This is a genomic window from Azospirillum agricola (genome assembly GCF_017876095.1).
GTDB lineage: Bacteria > Pseudomonadota > Alphaproteobacteria > Azospirillales > Azospirillaceae > Azospirillum > Azospirillum agricola.
Genome location: NZ_JAGINM010000039.1, coordinates 24,730 through 44,449, shown reverse-complemented (window position 1 = coordinate 44,449; position 19,720 = coordinate 24,730). Strand labels below are relative to the sequence as shown.

The 19,720-nt window shown below is 69.3% G+C and carries 16 protein-coding genes; 8 read left to right on the top strand and 8 right to left on the bottom strand.

What is annotated here, in order from left to right; translation table 11 throughout:
* Positions 1-488: 488 nt before the first annotated feature.
* From J2847_RS32305 to J2847_RS32270, 8 genes are all read right to left on the bottom strand, one after another.
* Positions 489-1,361 carry a sigma-70 family RNA polymerase sigma factor gene (locus J2847_RS32305; RefSeq protein WP_209782836.1) on the bottom strand — a complete coding sequence of 291 codons (873 nt, stop codon included), beginning with the start codon at positions 1,359-1,361 and terminating at the stop codon, positions 489-491.
* A gap of 18 nt (positions 1,362-1,379) precedes the next feature.
* Positions 1,380-1,718, bottom strand: a complete 339-nt coding sequence (locus J2847_RS32300) for an antibiotic biosynthesis monooxygenase family protein (protein WP_209782835.1) — start codon at positions 1,716-1,718, stop codon at positions 1,380-1,382.
* A 199-nt stretch (positions 1,719-1,917) separates the two neighbouring features.
* On the bottom strand, positions 1,918-3,744 hold the full coding sequence (locus tag J2847_RS32295) for an IlvD/Edd family dehydratase (protein WP_209782834.1): 1,827 nt from the start codon (positions 3,742-3,744) through the stop codon (positions 1,918-1,920).
* Positions 3,745-3,878: 134 nt separating this feature from the next.
* Positions 3,879-4,817, bottom strand: a complete 939-nt coding sequence (locus J2847_RS32290; RefSeq protein ID WP_209782833.1) for a Gfo/Idh/MocA family protein — start codon at positions 4,815-4,817, stop codon at positions 3,879-3,881.
* Positions 4,818-4,880: 63 nt separating this feature from the next.
* Positions 4,881-6,077, bottom strand: coding sequence for a multiple monosaccharide ABC transporter permease (gene mmsB, locus J2847_RS32285; RefSeq protein WP_209782832.1), 1,197 nt, complete (start codon positions 6,075-6,077; stop codon positions 4,881-4,883).
* Complete coding sequence (gene mmsA, locus J2847_RS32280) at positions 6,074-7,660, bottom strand: multiple monosaccharide ABC transporter ATP-binding protein (protein ID WP_233474937.1); 1,587 nt, start codon at positions 7,658-7,660, stop codon at positions 6,074-6,076. Before mmsA ends, mmsB begins: the two co-directional genes overlap by 4 nt.
* A gap of 101 nt (positions 7,661-7,761) precedes the next feature.
* Positions 7,762-8,835, bottom strand: a complete 1,074-nt coding sequence (gene chvE, locus J2847_RS32275; RefSeq protein ID WP_233474936.1) for a multiple monosaccharide ABC transporter substrate-binding protein — start codon at positions 8,833-8,835, stop codon at positions 7,762-7,764.
* Between the two features lie 117 nt (positions 8,836-8,952).
* The gene (locus tag J2847_RS32270) at positions 8,953-9,984 is read right to left on the bottom strand and encodes a LysR family transcriptional regulator (protein WP_209782831.1); all 1,032 of its coding nucleotides are present in this window, start codon (positions 9,982-9,984) and stop codon (positions 8,953-8,955) included.
* Between the two features lie 196 nt (positions 9,985-10,180).
* On the opposite strand from J2847_RS32270, the gene J2847_RS32265 reads away from it, so the two are divergent.
* The 8 genes from J2847_RS32265 (at position 10,181) to J2847_RS32230 (ending at position 19,674) form a co-directional block, all read left to right on the top strand.
* The gene (locus tag J2847_RS32265; RefSeq protein ID WP_209782830.1) at positions 10,181-11,059 is read left to right on the top strand and encodes an SMP-30/gluconolactonase/LRE family protein; all 879 of its coding nucleotides are present in this window, start codon (positions 10,181-10,183) and stop codon (positions 11,057-11,059) included.
* 28 nt (positions 11,060-11,087) lie between these two features.
* Positions 11,088-12,014, top strand: a complete 927-nt coding sequence (locus J2847_RS32260) for a dihydrodipicolinate synthase family protein (RefSeq protein WP_209782829.1) — start codon at positions 11,088-11,090, stop codon at positions 12,012-12,014.
* Between the two features lie 41 nt (positions 12,015-12,055).
* Entirely contained in the window at positions 12,056-13,636 is a 1,581-nt protein-coding gene (locus J2847_RS32255; protein WP_209782828.1) for an aldehyde dehydrogenase (NADP(+)), read from the top strand.
* 293 nt (positions 13,637-13,929) lie between these two features.
* Positions 13,930-14,910, top strand: a complete 981-nt coding sequence (gene ytfQ / locus J2847_RS32250) for a galactofuranose ABC transporter, galactofuranose-binding protein YtfQ (protein ID WP_209782827.1) — start codon at positions 13,930-13,932, stop codon at positions 14,908-14,910.
* Positions 14,911-14,991: 81 nt separating this feature from the next.
* A complete protein-coding gene (gene ytfR, locus J2847_RS32245) occupies positions 14,992-16,560 on the top strand; it encodes a galactofuranose ABC transporter, ATP-binding protein YtfR (protein ID WP_209782826.1) in 1,569 nt (522 codons plus the stop codon).
* Positions 16,557-17,639, top strand: coding sequence for an ABC transporter permease (locus tag J2847_RS32240; protein WP_209782825.1), 1,083 nt, complete (start codon positions 16,557-16,559; stop codon positions 17,637-17,639). Before ytfR ends, J2847_RS32240 begins: the two co-directional genes overlap by 4 nt.
* Positions 17,636-18,613: a galactofuranose ABC transporter, permease protein YjfF gene (yjfF, locus tag J2847_RS32235; RefSeq protein WP_209782824.1), complete on the top strand. Its 978-nt coding sequence runs from the start codon at positions 17,636-17,638 to the stop codon at positions 18,611-18,613. The genes J2847_RS32240 and yjfF overlap by 4 nt, the downstream gene beginning before the upstream one ends.
* Positions 18,613-19,674 carry an aldose epimerase family protein gene (locus J2847_RS32230; RefSeq protein ID WP_209782823.1) on the top strand — a complete coding sequence of 354 codons (1,062 nt, stop codon included), beginning with the start codon at positions 18,613-18,615 and terminating at the stop codon, positions 19,672-19,674. The genes yjfF and J2847_RS32230 overlap by 1 nt, the downstream gene beginning before the upstream one ends.
* Positions 19,675-19,720 lie beyond the last annotated feature (46 nt).

Genomic DNA, 19,720 nt, shown 5'->3' with positions numbered 1-19,720 from the left:
GACGACCCGCTCGTCATCTCAGCGGAGTAAACCGGCAGCCTCAGCGCGCCGAGGTACACGAACCCTCATCAGACACCACGTCTCGGGGCACGATCAGTAGGAAAGTCGCAATCAAAAGAGTTCGCTATGTCGTCCCGTCGTCTTGACACTATCGCTGCCTTTTCCTTCGCTGCCTTGGCGTCATTGCCCGTCGCCGGGCGAGCCTCTTTTGGCATTTGCAGCAAGGAGACGTCGCTTCAGACCGAGATGGCTGGCAGAGTCAACTCTCGGTGGCTTCGCGCCCCCGCAACCAAATCAAAGCCCCTGAAAGCTTCGCTTTCAGGGGCTTTTCCTTGTCTCCAGCCAGAAGCGACCATCCATTTAGCCCGTGCTGTGGCTTCGATCACGCCGCTTCCTTGTGTCACGTCGGAAATACCGTGTGTTCGATTCATGCTCGCTGTCACACTGTTATCCCTCCCCCGTCATTTGGCGGGGGCTCGCCTCGCGGCCTATTGCATCGAAGCGCCGTCCACGTGCTGAAGCTTGTCCGGGTTTCTGGTGATGTAGATGGCGACGATCTTGTCTTCCGCGATCTGCAACGCGGTGGTCTGGACGATTCCGCCGCCTTCGATGGAGATTAAGCCGGGAAGTCCGTCGATGACCGCATAGCGGATGAGAAGCGACGGCGATTGGTTGAACTCCTGCACAAGCTGGACATGCCGAGCCATGACCTCGGCGATGCCGATCAGTGGACGCGGCGAAGCTGGAACCTTGCCGCCGCCATCCGCGAAGGCCGTAACATCCTCAGCCAAAAGCGACCGCAACGCGCCCATGTCGCCATTGCGCGATGCGGTGAAGAAAGCGGCGGCGATTTCCAGTCCATGCTCCTTCGTCACCGCGAAACGCGGTCGGGCGGCCTGGATATGCTCCCGCGCCCGGCTGGCGAGCTTGCGGCATGCCGCGGGTTCACGGCCAATGGCACTGGCTACGTCATCAAAGCCCATGCCGAAAATATCATGGAGCAGGAAGGCGGCGCGCTCCAGTGGCGACAACCGTTCCAGCGCGATCATCAGCGGAAGCGTGATGTCGTCGTCGGTGTCCGGCTCCCCGTCCTCGAAGATGGGTTCGGGGAGCCATGGTCCGATATAGGTCTCGCGCCTGTGCCGGGCGGATTTCAATTCGTTGAGGCAAAGGCGCGTGACGATGGTGCGCAGCAGGGCAGCCGGTTCGCGCACCGCATCACGATCCATCGCCAGCCACCGCGCCCAGGCATCTTGAACGATATCCTCGGCGTCCGCCACCGATCCCAACATCCGATATGCCAGCCGGACAAGGCGCGGCCGTAAATCGGCGAATGAGGGTTCTGGCCGCATGCCGTTCATTTCAGCACCGTCCTGCCGTTACTTCGCGACAACCGAGCTCACCCTGTAAAGGCTGGGCGCGACCGATTTTGCAAGCCCGGCGAACTGCTTGAGCTGGTCCTGCGTTCCGGGCTTCTTCATAAACCCCTCGAAATGCTCCTTCGACACCCATTGCGCGTAGTTGACGACTTTCCGGCCGTCGAAGCTGCTGTGAATGCTGACCGAGATGAAGCCAGGCTGATGCCGGATCGTGCTTTCGGTCGCGTCGGAAAGCGCCTTCGCAAGCTCGGCCTGCTTTTCAGGCTCGACCTCATACACGTTGATGAGCGTCAGGCTCTCGGCTTGAGAGTCGATCGTCGCTGTCGTCTTCCCGGCCATCGTCATCTCCTTTGCGAGCTGCCGTTACAAAAGACATGACAAGGATGGCCCCGGAAATGTGACACGCGACGCGCGTTTCAGAGACCAACCTTCACGGATCGTCTGGTCATCGGTGAGGGCCCGACGGAGGCCGTCGGGGGCTCGACCGCCAACGGCCCGTTGCGGACGCAATGACCCATCAGCGCCCCCTGGCTCCTCGTCAATGATTGTCGCGCGGGATTCCCATGGTCTGGGCGATGCGCTGGTACTTGACCGCCGGCTTCAGAACCATGCCCTCGTCCAGTTGGCCGACCAAGCCGCGCTGGATTTCCTGCCAGGGCGTCTGCGACGGCGGCACCGGGTAGCCGCCCGCGGCGTCCAGGGCGGCACGGCGGTCGGCCAGTTCCGCTTCGGGGATCAGGATGTCGGCGGAGCCGCGGCGCAGGTCGATCCGCACCCGGTCGCCGCTGCACAGCAGGGCCAGCCCGCCGCCCGCCGCCGCTTCCGGCGATGCGTTGAGAATGGACGGCGAACCCGAGGTGCCGGATTGGCGGCCGTCGCCGATGCAGGGCAGGGAATGGACGCCCTGCCTGATCAGGTCGGCGGGCGGACGCATGTTCACCACCTCCGCCGCTCCCGGATAGCCGATCGGTCCGGTGCCGCGGATGACCAGGATCGTGTAGGCGTCGATGCCGAGCGACGGGTCGTCGATGCGGTGGTGGTAGTCCTCCGGCCCGTCGAAGACGACGACCTTCCCCTCGAACGCCTCGGGATCCTGGGGATTGGACAGGTAGCGTTCGCGGAACTCCTCGGAAATCACGCTGGTCTTCATGATGGCGGCGTCGAACAGGTTGCCGCGCAGCACGACGAAGCCGGCGTTGATCCTCAGCGGCTGGTCGATCGGGAGGATCACCCGGCTGTCCATGATCGGCTGATCACGGCAGTTCTCGCCGATGGTCCGGCCGTTGACGTTGGGGGCGTCCTCGCGGATCAGGCCCTGGCCGATCAGCTGCGCCACCACGGCGGGGACGCCGCCGGCGCGGTGGAAGTCCTCGCCGAGATACTCGCCCGCCGGCTGGAGGTTGACCAGCAGCGGCACGCCCAGCCCATGGGTCTGCCAGTCCTCCACCGTCAGCGGCACGCCGACATGCTTGGCGATGGCGTTGATGTGGATCGGCGCGTTGGTCGATCCGCCGATGGCCGAGTTCACGACGATGGCGTTGAGGAAGGCGTCGCGGGTCAGGATGTCCGATGGCTTGATGTCCTGGCGCACCATCTCGACGATGCGCTTGCCGGTCTCGTAGGCGGCCTGCTGGCGCTCGCGGTAGGGGGCGGGGATGGCAGCGGAACCCGGAAGCTGCATGCCCAGCACCTCCGCCAGCGAATTCATGGTGGAGGCGGTGCCCATCGTGTTGCAGTAGCCGGTCGAGGGGGCGGACGAGGCCACCAGCTCAATGAAGCCCTGGTAGTCGATCTCGCCGGCCGCCATCATCTGGCGGGCCTTCCACACGATGGTGCCCGAGCCGGTGCGCTCGCCGCGGAACCAGCCGTTCAGCATCGGGCCGACCGACAGGGCGATCGCCGGGATGTTGACGGTGGCCGCCGCCATCAGGCAGGCCGGCGTGGTCTTGTCGCAGCCGATGGTCAGCACGACGCCGTCCAGCGGATAGCCGTGCAGCACCTCGACGAGGCCGAGATAGGCGAGGTTGCGGTCGATCGAGGCGGTCGGCCGCTTGCCGGTCTCCTGGATCGGGTGGACGGGAAACTCGATGGCGATGCCGCCGGCGGTGCGGATGCCCTCGCGCAGGCGTTCGGCCAGGACCAGATGGTGCCGGTTGCACGGGCTGAGGTCGGAGCCGGTCTGGGCGATGCCGATGATCGGCGCGCCCGATTGCAGCTCCTCCCGCGTCAGCCCGAAATTCAGGTAGCGCTCCAGATAGAGCGCGGTCATGTCGGGGTTGTCGGGGTTGTCGAACCACGCGCGCGAGCGCAGCCGGCGTCCGGAATCGGAGGGGTTGGGGGGGAAGGGGGGCTTCGTCTCGGACATGTCGGCACCGGTTTCGGGTTGGGGCGCGGACCGGATGGCCCGGCGCCGGGGGTGGGGGAAGCTCGTTCGTCGGCATCGGGCCACGCGCCTGTCCGCCGGGAAACTCCCTGTTGCCGGACCCTCTGCGGGGCCGTCTACCAGTCGAAGGAAGCGGTGCGGTGCCAGCGCCCGACCAGGCAGGCGTCGGCGACCAGGGACAGCGGGCGGGTGTCGACGTCGCTTGCCCCGTCATCGATCAACCGGCGGAAATGGCGGTAGATGCGCTGATACTCGGTGTCGGGCTCGGCCAGGACCGGCACGCCCTCCACCGTCAGGCGGGTCCCGCCATGGGTCAGGTCGAGGCGCCCGTCCGTCGTCTCGATGACGATGGACCAGCTCTGCTCGCCCCGCTGGAGGAAGTCGAAGTCGGCGGTGACAGGACCGACGCGGGAGCCGGGGGCCGCCCCCAGCGCCAGCGTGGCGGCGATGGGGGTGTCGCGGTTGGCCGGGACGTGCAGGTCCGCCGAGCGGACGAAGACCGGGGCCGGCAGGATGCTGGTCAGGATCGACAGCGCGTTGATGCCGGGATCGAAGACGCCGAAGCCGCCGGTCGCGAAGATCCAGTCCTGGCCGGGATGCCAGCGCCGCACATCCTCCTTCCAGATGATGGCGACGCTGTGGATGGTGGCGTCGGCCAGCCGGCGTCTGGTCTCCTCCACCGCCGGGTTGAACCGAGAATGCCAGGCGGTGAACAGGGTGCGCCGGGCGGTCCCGGCCTCGGCCGTCAGATCGTGAAGCTCCGACAGGGTGGCGGCGGGCGGCTTCTCGATCAGCGCGTGCTTGCCGGCGCGGAGCGCCTCGACCGCCAGGCCGTGGCGGACGGCGGGCGGCGTGCAGAGCGCCACGGCGTCGAGGCCGGGCAGCGCCGCCAGCATCTCCGCCTGGGAGCGGAAGGTCGGCGCGCCGTCCGTGGCGGCGCCGTCCGGGCTGACCACGGCGGCGAGATGGAACAGGCCGGTGGCGGCGATGGCCGGGATGTGCTGGTCGCGGGCGATCTTTCCCAGACCGACGAGGCCGAGGGTGGGGAGCGTCATGGCGATGTGTCCGGTTGGGGCAGGTCGGACGGCGGCAGGGGAACCCAGGTCCCGGGGCCGCCGTCAGGCCTTGCCCTTGTTGTAGACGTCGAAGCAGACGGCGGCGAGCAGCACCAGACCCTTGATCACCTGCTGCCAGTCGATGCCGATGCCGAGGATCGACATGCCGTTGTTCATCACGCCCATGATGAAGGCGCCGATCACGGCACCCGTCACCCGCCCGACGCCACCCGAGGCGGACGCCCCGCCGATGAAGCAGGCGGCGATCACGTCCAGCTCGAACGACACGCCGGCCTTGGGCGTGGCGGTGTTCAGGCGGGCCGCGAAGATCAGCCCGGCCAGCGCGGCGAGGACGCCCATGTTGACGAAGGTGTAGAAGGACAGGCGGCGGGTGTCGATGCCGGACAGCCTGGCCGCCTTCTCGTTGCCGCCCAGCGCGTAGACGCGGCGGCCGATGGTGGTGTCGCGGGTGACGAAGGCGTAGAGGCCGATCAGCAGCGCCATGATGATCAGGACGTTCGGCAGCCCCTTGTAGGAGGCCAGCAGCCAGCCGATGCCGGCCATCGCCGCGAACAGCCCGGCGCTCTTGGCGACGAACAGCGGCAGCGGCTCCTGCTCGATGGCGAAGCGGTGGCGGCGCAGGCGGGCGGCGACGCTCAGGCCGACCAGGATCGCCGGGGTCGCCACGCACAGCAGCAGCGTCGTCAGGTGGAAGCCGCCCGTCGCGAAGACGTCCGGGATGAAGCCGGAGCTGAGAAGCTGGAACTCCACCGGGAAGGGGCCGACCGACTGCCCGGCGAGCAGGGCGAGGCTCAAGCCCCGGAAGACCAGCATCCCGGCCAGCGTCACGATGAAGGACGGGATGCGGAAATAGGCGACCCAGTAGCCCTGCGCCGCGCCGATGAGGCCGCCGGCCGCCAGGCAGATCAGGGTGGTGGGGAGGAAATGCAGGTTGAACTGCACCATCAGGATGGCGGCGAGCGCGCCGATGAAGCCGACGATGGAGCCGACCGAGAGGTCGATGTGCCCGGCGACGATCACCAGCAGCATGCCCAGCGCCATGATGACGATGTAGCTGTTCTGGAGCACCAGATTGGTCAGGTTCAGCGGCTGCAACAGCGTGCCGCCGGTCATGTACTGGAAGAACGCCACGATCGCCAGCAGCGAGATCAGCATGCCGTAATCGCGCATGTGGCTCTTGAGGAATTTCGCCGGGGAGGCGTCGCGCGGCTGGGCCGGCAGGTTGATTTCGGCGCTCATTGCGGATACTCCCGGGGGCCTGTGCCGTCGACGGGCCTGGTTCCCGCCGTGCTGTCCGCCATGCCGACCGACATGATGGCGTGCATGATTCTTTCCTGGCTCGCCTCGGCCGCCGGCATCTCGGCCACCAGCGCGCCCTCGTTCATCACGTAGATGCGGTCGGCGACGCCCAGCAGCTCCGGCAGCTCCGACGAGATCAGGATGACGCCGCGGCCCTCCGCCACCAGCTGGTTGACGATGGTGTAGATTTCATACTTGGCGCCGACGTCGATGCCGCGCGTCGGTTCGTCCAGGATCAGCAGCTGCGGGTCGGCGAACAGCCATTTGCTCAGCACGACCTTCTGCTGGTTGCCGCCGGACAGGTTGACGGTCTCCTGGAACACGCTGGAGCAGCGGATGCGCAGGCGGCGGCGGAAGTCGTTGGCGACCTCGATCTCGCGCTCGTGGTGGATCACCCCGCCGCTGGCGACGCCGTCGAGGTTGGCCAGCGTCACGTTGTGGCGGATGTCGGTGTCGAGCACGAGGCCGTAATGCTTGCGGTCCTCGGTGGCGTAGGCCAGCCCGCTGTCCATCGCGCGGCGGATGGTGGAGACGTCGATCACGCGCCCGTTCAGGCGGGCCGTGCCGCGGATGTTGCGGCCGTAGGAGCGGCCGAACAGGCTCATGGCGAATTCGGTGCGGCCGGCGCCCATCAGCCCGGCGATGCCGACGACCTCGCCCCGGCGGACGTGCAGGTCGATGTCCTTGACGACGCGGCGGCCGGGGTGAACCGGGTGGTCGGCGCTCCAGCCCTCGACCTCGAACAGGATGTCGCCGGGGGTGCCGGTCCGCCGGGGGTAGCGGTCGGCGAGGTCGCGGCCGACCATGCCCTTGATGATGCGGTCCTGGCTGATGGGGGCGTCGTGGCAGTCCAGCGTCTCCACGGTCGTGCCGTCGCGCAGGATGGTGACGCGGTCGGCAACCCTGGCGATCTCGTTCAGCTTGTGGGAGATCAGGATCGACGCGATTCCCTGGGCCTTGAAGCGCAGCAGCAGCGCCAGCAGCGCGTCGCTGTCGCTTTCGTTCAGGCTGGCCGTCGGTTCGTCGAGGATCAGCAGCTTGACCTCCTTCGACAGCGCCTTGGCGATCTCCACCAGCTGCTGTTTGCCGACGCCGAGGTCGGTGATCAGGGTCTCCGGCGAATCGGTCAGCCCGACCGTGCGCAGCAGGTCGCGCGCCCGCAGCGTCGCCGCCGTCCAGTCGATGACCCCGCCGCGCGCCCGTTCGTTGCCGAGGAACAGGTTCTCGGTGATCGACAGCAGCGGCACCAGCGCCAGTTCCTGGTGGATGATGATGATGCCCAGCCTTTCGCTGTCGGCGATGCCGCGGACGGCGACCGGCGCGCCCCGGAAGCGGATGTCGCCCTCGTAGGAGCCGTGCGGATGGACGCCGCTCAGCACCTTCATCAGCGTGGATTTGCCGGCGCCGTTCTCGCCGATCAGCGCGTGGATCTCCCCCTCGCGGACCGAGAGGTTGACGTTGTCCAGGGCCTTGACCCCGGGGAACGTCTTGGTGATGCCGCGCATCTCAAGGATGGTGTTCATGCCGATGTCCCCGACCGCCCCGCCTCTCCCCCGACCTTTCCGGTGCCGTGGCGGGCACGGCGGCGGCACCGCCTCCCGCCGTTGCCGCCACGGCCCTGCGGTCACTTGATCTGGGATTCCTTGTAGTAGCCGCTGGCGATCAGGGTTTCCTTCCAGTTCGACGCGTCCACGCTGACCGGCTTCAGCAGGTAGGACGGGACCACCTTCTTGCCGTTGTCGTAGGTCCTGGTGTCGTTGACCTGCGGGGCGCGGCCGCTCAGCATGTCGTCGACCATGCCGACCGCGACCTTCGCCAGCTCGCGGGTGTCCTTGAACACGGTGGAGCGCTGCTCCCCGGCCAGGATCGACTTGACCGACGGGACCTCCGCGTCCTGCCCGGTCACCACCGGCATCGGCAGCGAGGCCGAGCCGTAGCCGACCCCCTTCAACGACGAGATGATGCCGATGCTCAGGCCGTCATAGGGCGACAGCACCGCGTCGACCCGCTTGCCGGAATAGTAGGCGCTCAGCAGATTGTCCATGCGGGCCTGGGCGACGGCGCCGTCCCAGCGCAGTGTGGACACCTTGCTCATGCCGACCTGGCCGCTGCCGACCTTCAGCTTGCCGCTGTCGATGTGGGGCTGGAGCACCGACATGGCGCCGTCGTAGAAGAAATAGGCGTTGTTGTCGTCGGGCGAGCCGCCGAACAGCTCGATGTTGAACGGCCCCTTGCCGTCCTTCAGCCCCAGCGCCGTCTCGATGTAGGAGGCCTGGAGGACGCCGACCTGGAAGTTGTCGAAGGTGGCGTAGTAATCGACGTCGGACGATCCGCGGATCAGGCGGTCGTAGGCGATGACCTTCACGCCGCGTTCCGCCGCCTTGCGCAGAACGTCGGTCAGCGTCGTCCCGTCGATGGCGGCGATCACCAGAACCTTGTCGTTCTTGGTGACCATGTTCTCGATCTGGGCGAGCTGGTTGGGGATGTCGTCCTCGGCGTATTGCAGGTCGGTCTTGTAGCCCTTCTCCTGGAAATACTTGACCATGTTGTTGCCGTCGTCGATCCAGCGGGCCGACGACTTGGTCGGCATGGAGATGCCGATGGTGGGCTTGGTCTGCGCCAGGGCCGGGGCGGCGGTGCCGGCGACGGCCAGCAGGCCGACGGCCAATCCGGTGAGTGTGGACTTGAAAGAAGACATGGACCGCTTTCCTCCCCGTTCCGTGACACGCCGTTCGCCGGCGTTGCCGCACCAAGCACGGATGGCTCGCGCCGCGATGGTTTGCGTATCCAGCAATCCTCCGTTTCATCATAACTGTCAAATACGATTGTTCGATGTTTCGATATGGGTTTTGATATCGGTGAAAGCGGAGTCCGGCGGCGCGGCGGACGATGCGGCGCGGCGCAGGGTTGCCGCCGTCTCCCGCACCGCGCCCAGCACGGTGCGGGCGCCGGGCGACAGCGGGCGCTCCCTGAGCCAGAAGATCCCGTAGGGTTCGACGCTGAACCGCTTGTGGAAGGGCAGGATCGTGCAGCTTCCGCTGGGCGAGAACAGCCGCGCCAGCGCGCGGGCGAAGACGGTGATCGAATCGGTTTCCGCCACCATCGCCATCGAGATGACGGGGGAGGCGCTCTCGATCACCCGCTGCGGCGGCGGCACCCCCTCGGCGCGGAACAGCGCCTCGACGCGGTCGCGTAGCAGCGAGCCCACCGGCTGGAGGATCCAGGTCGTGTCCGCCAGATCCGCCGTGGTCAGCGGGCGGTTCAGCCGCAGCAGCGGGTGGGTGTCGCGTCCGACGAAGCACAGCTCCTCGCTGTTGATCTCCTGGTAATCGAAGGCGGAGGGATCGAACCGTCCCGGCAGGCGGCCGATGGCGAAATCCATCACGCCCTGGTGGACCCGCTCGGCCAGCACGTCGCTGGTTTCGACCGCGACGGCGATCTTCAGGCCAGGATGGTCGCGGGTGAGCGCGCTGATCACCGGCACCACCAGTTCCACCGCCGGGGCCATCACCGTGCCGATCGACACCCGGCCGCTGTGCCCGGCCAGCAGGGCGTTCAGCTCCTCCCCCGTCTCCTGAAGCTCGCTGAGGATCATCCGGGCGTGGCGGATCATCAAACTGCCGTACCAGTTCGGCTCGACCCCCCGGCCATGGCGGTCGAACAGCGTGATGCCCAGCGTCTCCTCCAAATCGCCCAGCAGCTTGGAGGCGGCGGGCTGCGACATGTTCAGGCTGGCGGCGGCGCGGTGCAGGTTGCGGTGTTCGTCCAGCGCCGCGAAGAGCTGGAGGTGGCGCAGCTTCAGCCGCACCCGCTGGAACCAGTTGGCGGAAAAGCGTTGGGGGGTCACGGTGTCAGCCTCCGGTCGGGCGCGGCGGTCGGGCGGGAGCGAGGCCATACGATATTTGATATCGCCAACGCCGATCTTCGTATTGGACGATTATCAAAAGGCCCCTTATCGTTCGGGGCGTCAACAAATTTTAAAAATGGGTCCCCACCGTTCGGTCGGACGGGATCCGCACAGGCTCGGGGGCAGGGGAGGCGGGATGACGCAGGAGGCGCGTTGCGTGTGGCCCGCCGGGGCGCTGCTGGGCGAAGGCCCGCTGTGGTCGCCGGGACAGGGCGCGGTCTACGCCGTCGACATCCGGGGCTCCGGCATCCTCCGCCTGTCGCTGGCCGACGGCGCGCGCCGGGAGTGGGCGATGGAGGACGCCGCCTGCTGGCTGGTCGAGAGCGCCGACGGCGACGGCTTCATCGCCGGCCTGCGGTCGCGCCGGGTGGTTCGCCTGCGCCTGGACGGCGACCGGCCGGCGATCGTCGGCGAACTGGCGCGGCTCGACCCCGACCGGCCGGGCAACCGGCTGAACGATGCCAAGGCCGACGCGCGGGGCCGCCTGTGGATCGGCAGCATGGACGACGCGGAGGCTGCGCCCACCGGCGCTCTGCACCGGCTCGACCCGGACGGCGCGATCGTCCGCGTGGACGAGGGCTACACTGTCGCCAACGGTCCGGCGCTGTCGCCCGACGGGCGCATCCTGTACCACACCGACAGCGCGGCGCGGACGGTCTACGCCTTCGACGTCGGCCCCGACGGCGGGCTGACCGGCAAGCGCGTCCACATCCGCTTCGCCGAGGCGGACGGCTATCCCGACGGCATGACCGCCGACGCCGAGGGCGGGCTGTGGATCGCCCATTGGGACGGCGGGCGGGTCAGCCGCTTCCGGCCCGACGGGGCGTTCGACCGCGCCATCGCGCTGCCGGTGTCCCGCGTCACCTCCTGCGTCTTCGCCGGCCCCGGTCTCGACCGGCTGTTCATCACCACCGCCGCCCATGGCCGGCCCGACGAGCCGCTGGCCGGGGCCATCTTCGAGTGCGCGCCCGGCGTTCGCGGCCTGCCCTGCGGCCGGTTCGGGCGCGCTTCCTGACATCCTTCCGAGAGAGGACGTGATTGCCATGCCGGCGACCACCCGACCCTACCGCGGCGTCTTCCCCGTCGTGCCGACGATCTTCACCGGGACGGGGGAGCTGGACCTCGCCGGGCAGAAGCGCTGCGTCGATTTCATGATCGACGCCGGCTCCACCGGCCTGTGCATCCTCGCCAACTTCTCCGAGCAGTTCGTGCTGACCGACGACGAGCGCACGGTGCTGATGGAGACCATCCTCGGCCACGTCGCGGGGCGCGTCCCGGTCATCGTCACCACCACCCATTTCAGCACCCGGGCCTGCGCCGAGCGCAGCCGGCGCGCCCAGGATCTCGGCGCCGCCATGGTGATGGTCATGCCGCCCTACCACGGCGCCACCATCCGCGTGGCCGAGCCCGGCATCGTGGAGTTCTTCCAGCGGGTGTCCGACGCCATCGGCATCCCGATCATGATCCAGGACGCTCCCGTCAGCGGCACCGCGCTGTCCGCCCAGTTGCTGGCCCGCATGGCGCGCGAGATCGCCAACGTCTCCTACTTCAAGATCGAGGTGCCGCAGGCCGCCGCCAAGCTGCGCGCGCTGATCGAGCTGGGCGGCGACGCCATCGAGGGGCCGTGGGACGGCGAGGAGGCCATCACCCTGCTGGCCGATCTCGACGCCGGCGCCACCGGCGCCATGACCGGCGGCGGCTACCCCGACGGCATCCGCCAGATCATCGACCCCTATCTGGCCGGCGACCGCGAGGCGGCGGTGGCGGCCTACGGGCGCTGGCTGCCGCTGATCAATGTCGAGAACCGGCAGACCGGCATCGCCACCGCCAAGATGCTGATGAAGGAGGGCGGCGTCATCGCGTCGGACGCGGTGCGCCACCCGATGCCCCCGCCGCACCCGGCGGCCCGCGCCGGCCTGCTCGACGCCGCCCGCCGCCTGGACCCGCTGGTCCTGCGCTGGGCACGGTGAAGGGCGCTCCGCCCGCCTCCCTCCCGATCCAGGACGTTGCCATGACCATCACCGGCGAGATGCTGATCGGCGCACGGCGCCACCGCGGCGGGGACGGCGATTTCCACGCCGTCGACCCGGCCACCGGCGCGGAACTGGAACCCGGCTTCGGTGGCGGCGGCGTGGCCGAGGTCGAGCGCGCCTGCGCGCTCGCCGGGCAAGCCTTCGACGCCTTCCGCGAGAGCGGCCTGGACCAGCGGGCGGCCTTCCTGGAGACCGTCGCCCGGAACATCCTCGACATCGGCGACGACCTGATCGCCCGCGCCATGGCCGAAACCGGCCTGCCGCGCCCAAGGCTGGAGGGCGAGCGCGGCCGCACCGTCGGCCAGCTCCGCCTGTTCGCCCGGACGGTGCGCGAGGGAAGCTGGCTCGACGCCCGCATCGACCCGGCGCTGCCCGACCGTGCGCCGATGCCCCGCGCCGACCTGCGCCAGCGTCACATCGCCCTGGGGCCGGTTGCGGTGTTCGGCGCCTCGAACTTCCCGCTGGCCTTCTCGGTCGCCGGTGGCGACACCGCATCGGCGTTCGCCGCCGGCTGCCCGGTGGTGGTCAAGGCGCACCCCGCCCATCCCGGCACGTCGGAGCTGGTCGGCCGCGCCATCCAGGCGGCGGTGGCGGCCTGCGGCCTGCCGGAGGGCGTGTTCTCCCTGCTGTTCGGCGCCGGCACCGCCATCGGCACGGCGCTGGTCGCCGACCCGCGCATCAAGGCGGTCGGCTTCACCGGCTCGCGCCGGGGTGGGCTGGCGCTGATGGAGGTGGCGGCCAAACGGCCGGAACCGGTTCCGGTCTACGCCGAGATGAGCAGCATCAACCCGGTCTTCCTGATGCCGGCGGCGCTGGCGGCCCGCGCCGAGGCGCTGGGTGCGGAATTCGTCGCCTCGCTGACCATGGGAGCGGGGCAGTTCTGCACCAATCCCGGCATCCTGCTGGGGGTGGAGGGACCGGACCTCGACCGCTTCGTGGCGGCGGCGGTGGCGGCGCTCGGCGGCAGCGCGGCGGCGACGATGCTGACGCCGGGCATCCACGCGGCCTACGACGCCGGAGTCGCCCGGCTGACCGGTGCTGCGGCGGTGGAGACGCTGGCGCGCGGCATCGCCGGTGCCGGCCCCAACCGGGCCCGGGCGGCCCTCTTCGCCACGACGGCCCGTGCGTTCCTGGCGGACGCGGGCTTGCAGGAGGAGGTGTTCGGAGCGGCCTCGCTGTTGATCCGCTGCCCGGACATGGCGACGATGCGGGCGGTGGCGGAGCGGCTGGAGGGCCAATTGACCGCGACCGTGCAGATGGATGGGGCCGACGCGGCGGCGGTCGGCGCGCTGATCCCGACGCTGGAGCGCAAGGCCGGCCGCATCCTGGCGAACGGCTGGCCGACCGGGGTGGAGGTCTGCGACGCGATGGTGCATGGCGGCCCGTTCCCGGCGACGTCGGACAGCCGCTCGACCTCGGTCGGCACGCTGGCGATCCGCCGCTTCCTGCGCCCGGTCTGCTACCAGGATCTGCCCGCCGACCTGCTGCCCGAGTCCCTGCGCGACGGCAACCCGCTGGGGCTGTGGCGCCGCGTCGACGGCGTGCCGGGCCGGGAGTGACGCCGGCTTGTGGCGCCTGTCGGGCGTGGCAGGGTGGCGGTCGTAACCTCGTCCGGCCGTGCTTTTCCGTGACGCCTCCGCCCATGCCGGTTTCCGTATCGGACTGGCGGATAAACATATTGGACAGTTATGGTTTCAGACACCTAAAGTGGGCGTAACGAACAGTTTGGAATCCGGCGATTTGAGATCCGGCGGAACGCCGCGATGCCTTGTCGCGCCGGTTCGGCCTTCCCGTTCCGCAGCCTCATCCGCCCCGTTTCCAAGAACACGACAGAACGCAGGGAGTGAAACGAATGTCCAGGAATTGGCTGACGTCCGCCACCACCACCGCTGCCACCGCCATGACGGCCCTGCTCATCGGGCTGGGTTCGGCCCAGGCCGCCGACGGCAAGCTGGTGGTCGGCTTCTCGCAGATCGGCTCCGAATCCGGCTGGCGCGCCGCCGAGACCAAGACGGCCAAGGCCGAAGCCCAGAAGCGCGGCATCGATCTGAAAATCTCCGACGCCCAGCAGAAGCAGGAGAACCAGATCAAGGCGGTGCGCTCCTTCGTCGCCCAGGGCGTCGACGCCATCTTCATAGCACCGGTGGTGGCGACCGGCTGGGACGCGGTGCTGAAGGAGGCCAAGGAGGCGAAGATTCCGGTGGTCCTGCTCGACCGCCAGATCGACACCAAGGACCAGAGCCTCTACATGACCGCCGTCACCTCCGACACGGTGCACGAGGGCCGGGTGGCCGGCGAATGGCTGGCCAAGCAGACCGGCGGCAAATGCGCGGTGGTGGAGTTGCAGGGCACGGTGGGATCCTCCCCGGCGATCAACCGCAAGAAGGGCTTCGACGAGGTCGTCGCCAAGACCCCCGGCATGACGATCATCCGCACCCAGTCCGGCGATTTCACCCGCGCCAAGGGCAAGGAGGTGATGGAGAGCTTCATCAAGGCCGAGGACGGCGGCAAGAGGATCTGCGCCGTCTACGCCCACAACGACGACATGGCGGTCGGCGCCATCCAGGCGATCAAGGAAGCCGGGCTGAAGCCGGGCAAGGACATCCTGGTCGTCTCGATCGACGGCGTCCCCGACATCTTCAAGGCGATGGCGGAGGGCGAGGCCAACGCGACGGTCGAGCTGACCCCCAACATGGCCGGTCCGGCCTATGACGCGCTGGTCGCCTTCAAGAAGGACGGCAAGGCGCCGCCGAAATGGATCAAGACGGAGTCGGCGCTGTTCACCCCCGACACCGCCAAGGCCGAGTACGAGCGCCGCAAGGACGCCTACTGATCCGGCGCCGGGGCCTGTGTAGGACGCTGCTCCGGCACAGGCCCCGGCGCTCTTTGCCGACGTGTTGCTGGCGAGGCTCCGATGACGCCGCACATCCCCGAACCGTCCGCGCCGCTGCTGGCGATCCGCGGCCTGTCCAAGGCCTTTCTCGGCGTCCAGGCGCTCGACGGCGTCGATTTCACGCTGCGCCATGGCGAGATCCACGCGCTGCTCGGCGAGAACGGCGCCGGCAAGTCGACGCTGATCAAGACGCTGACCGGCGTCTACCGGCGCGACGCCGGCACCGTCGCGCTGGAGGGGCGGGAGATCGCGCCGCGCGGCGTGGAGGAGGCGCAGCGCCTGCACATCGGCACCGTCTACCAGGAGGTGAACCTGCTGCCCAACCTGTCGGTGGCGGAGAACCTGTTCCTGGGCCGCCAGCCGATGCGCTTCGGGCTGGTCGATCGCGGGGCGATGCGGCGGCGGGCGCGGGCGGTGCTGTCCGGCTTCGGCCTGTCGGTCGAGGTGACGGCGCCGCTCGGGCGCTTCTCGGTGGCGACCCAGCAGATCGTCGCCATCGCCCGTGCGGTCGACATGTCGGCCAAGGTGCTGATCCTGGACGAGCCGACCGCCAGCCTCGACGCCCAGGAGGTGGCGGTGCTGTTCGGCGTCCTGCGCGCGCTGAAGGGGCGCGGCATCGGCATCGTCTTCGTCACCCATTTCCTCGATCAGGTCTACGCGGTGTGCGACCGCATCACCGTGCTGCGCAACGGCCGGCTGGTCGGCGAGCGCCGGACGGACGAGCTGCCCCGCCTCGATCTGGTCGCCATGATGCTGGGGCGGGAGCTGGAGGCGGCGGCGCACCGCATCGCCGCCGATCCCGCCGCCCACGATGACGCCGACACCGACGCCCGCCCGCCGCTGGTCCGGTTCCGTGGTTTCGGCAGGGCGCGCAGCGTCGAGCCGTTCGACCTCGACATCCATCCGGGCGAGGTGGTCGGGCTGGCCGGTCTGCTCGGCTCCGGCCGGACGGAGACGGTCCGGCTGGTCTTCGGCATGGACCGCGCCGACCAGGGTAAGGCCACGGTGGACGGGCGGCCCGTGCGGCTGCGCGGCCCGCGCGAGGCGATCCGGCTCGGCTTCGGCTTCTGTCCGGAGGACCGCAAGAAGGAGGGCATCGTCGGCGAGCTGTCGGTGCGCGAGAACATCATCCTGGCGCTCCAGGCGCGGCAGGGCTGGCTGAAGCCGATCCCGCGCCGCCGCCAGGAGGAGATCGCCGACCGCTTCATCCGCCTGCTCGACATCCGCACGCCCGACGCCGAACGGCCGATCCAGCTCCTGTCGGGCGGCAACCAGCAGAAGGCGCTGCTGGCCCGCTGGCTGGCGACCGAGCCGCGCCTGCTGATCCTGGACGAGCCGACGCGCGGCATCGACGTCGGCGCCCATGCCGAGATCATCCGCCTGATCGAACGGCTGTGCGCCGACGGCATGGCCCTGCTGGTCGTCTCGTCCGAGCTGGAGGAGATCGTCGCCTACAGCCGCCGGGTCGTGGTGCTGCGCGACCGCCGCCACATCGCCGAATTGAGGGGAGGGGAGGTCACCGTGGACCGCATCGTGTCCGCCATCGCGTCGGAGCCGGCTTCGTCCGGCTCGGAAGGGGCGCTGGCATGACCCTGCCGCTTTCCGGCCCGCCGCCCGGCCTGCGGCGCACCGGTCTGTTGCGCAGCCTGCCGCAATACGGCGCGCTCGCCGCCGTGCTGCTGGCCAACTGGCTGCTGTTCCCCGATTTTTTTTCCATCCGTCTCCAGGACGGCCGGCTGTTCGGCAGCCTGATCGACGTGCTGAACCGTGGCGCCCCAGTGGCGCTGCTCGCCATCGGCATGACCATGGTCATCGCCACCCGCGGCATCGACCTGTCGGTCGGCGCCGTGATGGCGATCGCCGGGGCGGTCGCCGCCACCATGACCCAGGCCGGCTGGGGCCTGCCGGCGGTGCTGGCGGCGTCGCTCGGCGCCGGGCTGCTGTGCGGCTTGTGGAACGGGCTGCTGGTGGCGCTGCTGCGCATCCAGCCGATCATCGCCACGCTGATCCTGATGGTCGCCGGGCGTGGCGTCGCCCAGCTGATCACCGAGGGGCAGATCGTCACCTTCGTCAGCCCCGGTCTGGCGGCGATCGGCAGCGGGTCGTTCCTGACCGTGCCGATGCCGGTCGTCATCACCGCCGCGCTGCTGGCCGTCACCGCGCTGCTGGTGCGGGCGACGGCGCTGGGGCTGATGATCGAGGCGGTCGGCGTCAACCGGCTGTCGAGCGCCGGGGCCGGCGTCAACACGCCGGTGGTGCTGGTCGCCGTCTATGTCTGGTGCGGCCTGTGCGCCGCGGTGGCGGGCGTCATCGTCACCGCCGACATCCGCGGCGCCGACGTCAACAACGCCGGCCTGTGGCTGGAGCTGGACGCCATCCTGGCGGTGGTGATCGGCGGCACCTCGCTGCTCGGCGGGCGGTTCGGGCTGCTGCTGTCGGTGGTGGGGGCGGCGATCATCCAGGCGATGAACACCGGCATCCTGCTGAGCGGCTTCAAGCCGGAGTTCAACCTGATCGTCAAGGCGGCGGTCCTGCTGGCCGTGCTGCTGCTCCAGTCGCCGGTCCTGACGCTGCTGCTGCCCCGGCCGAAGGGCGCCCGGCCGGTTTCGGCGCCGCTCAAGCCGGCCATCCAGCCGGCCAAGCGCGAGAGCGGGAGCGTGAAGCCATGATCCACCGTTTCCTTCCCCTCGTCGTCACCATCGCCGTGCTGGTGGTCGGCTTCCTGCTGTGCGCCATGCAGTTCCCCAACTTCGCCTCGTTGCGGGTGGTGGGCAACCTGCTGACCGACAACGCCTTTCTCGGCATCACCGCGATCGGCATGACCTTCGTCATCCTGTCGGGCGGCATCGATCTGTCGGTCGGGGCGGTGATCGGCTTCACCACCGTGCTGCTGGCGGTGCTGATCGAGCAGGGCGGCTGGGATCCGCCGGCCGCCTTCGCGGCGGCGCTGCTGGCCGCCGCGCTGTTCGGGGCAGCGATGGGCGCCATCATCCATGTGTTCCGGATGCCGCCCTTCATCGTCACGCTGGCCGGCATGTTCGTCGCCCGCGGCATGGCCTTCGTCCTGACCACCGACTCCCTGCCGATCAACCACCCGCTCTACGGTGACTTGAACGACGTCGCATGGCGGTTCGACGGCGGCGGCAAGCTGAGCCTGCCGGCGATGATCCTGCTGAGCGTGCTGGCGCTGGCGGTGGTGCTGGCGCACTGGACCCGGTTCGGCGCCAACCTCTACGCGCTGGGCGGCAACCGCCAGTCGGCGGAGCTGATGGGGGTGCCGGTGGCGCGGACCACCGTGGCGGTCTACACGCTGTCGGGTCTGCTGGCCGGGCTGGCCGGCATCGTCTTCTCGCTCTACACCGGCGCCGGCTATTCGCTGGCGGCGACGGGGGTGGAGCTGGACACCATCACGGCGGTGGTGATCGGCGGCACCCAGTTGACCGGCGGCTACGGCTATGTGCTGGGGACCTTCGCGGGGGTGCTGATCCAGGGGCTGATCCAGACCTACATCACCTTCGACGGCACGCTCAGCAGCTGGTGGACCAAGATCGCCATCGGCGCCTTGCTGTTCGTCTTCATCCTGCTGCAAAAGGGTCTGCTGGCGGCCTGGACCGGCCGTGGCGGCGAACCGGCGGAGGCCTGATGCCGATCGACTCCTTTCCTTTCGACGAGCTGGACGGCCGGCCGGTGGAGGGCTTCAGGCTCGCCGCCGGCGGGCTGGAGGCGACGGTGATCGCCCATGGCGCCCGGCTGGTCCGCGTCCTGATGCCCGATCGCGATGGCCGGCCGGCGGACGTCGTGCTCGGCTTCGACCGGCTGGCCGGCTATCTGGACAGCGACGCCTACTTTGGGGCGACCTGCGGGCGCTACGGCAACCGGATCGGCGGGGCGGCCTTCACGCTGGACGGCGTCCGGCACCGGCTGACCGCCAACGAGCCGCCCAACCATCTGCATGGCGGCAGCGACGGTTTCGACCGCCGGCTGTGGGACGCGGCGGTGGACGAGGCGGCGAACGCGGTCACCTTCACCCTGCGCTCGCCCGACGGCGACCAGGGCTACCCTGGCGCGCTGACGGCCAGCGTCCGCTACCAATTGACCGGGGACGGGGTGCTGGACATCCGGATGACGGCGACCACCGACCGGCCGACAATGGTCAATCTGGTCCACCACAGCTATTGGAACCTCGCCGGTCCCGCGGTGGGTCCTGCGGCCGGCCATGCGGTGGACGATGTGCGCGGCCACCGGCTGGCGGTGCGCGGCGGCTTCGTCACCCCGGTCGGCGCCGACCTCATCCCGACCGGGGAGGTGCGGCCGGTGGACGGCACCCCCTTCGACCTGCGCGACGGCCCGCCGCTGGGGGATGCGCTGGCGGCGGTGGGCGGGTTCGGCTTCGACCACAACTGGTGCCTGGACGGGCCGGCCGGGGACCTGCGCCCGGTGGCCTGGCTGGAGGATCCGGCGTCGGGCCGCCGCCTGGATCTCGCCAGCGACCAGCCGGGCTTGCAGGTCTACACCGGCGGCTACCTCAGCGACCGTGTCGTTGGAAAAGGCGGCCGGCCTTACCGCCCCTTCGCCGGAATCGCGCTGGAGACCCAGCGTTTCCCCGGCACGCCGAACATCGCCCATTTCCCGTCCGCCCGGCTCGACCCCGGTCGGCGGTACGAGCACCGCATGCAACTCCGGTTCCGGACCGTCGCGCGGTAACGGACGGGAGCTTTTCCTTATTCTCGAACATTTCTGATGTGCGCAC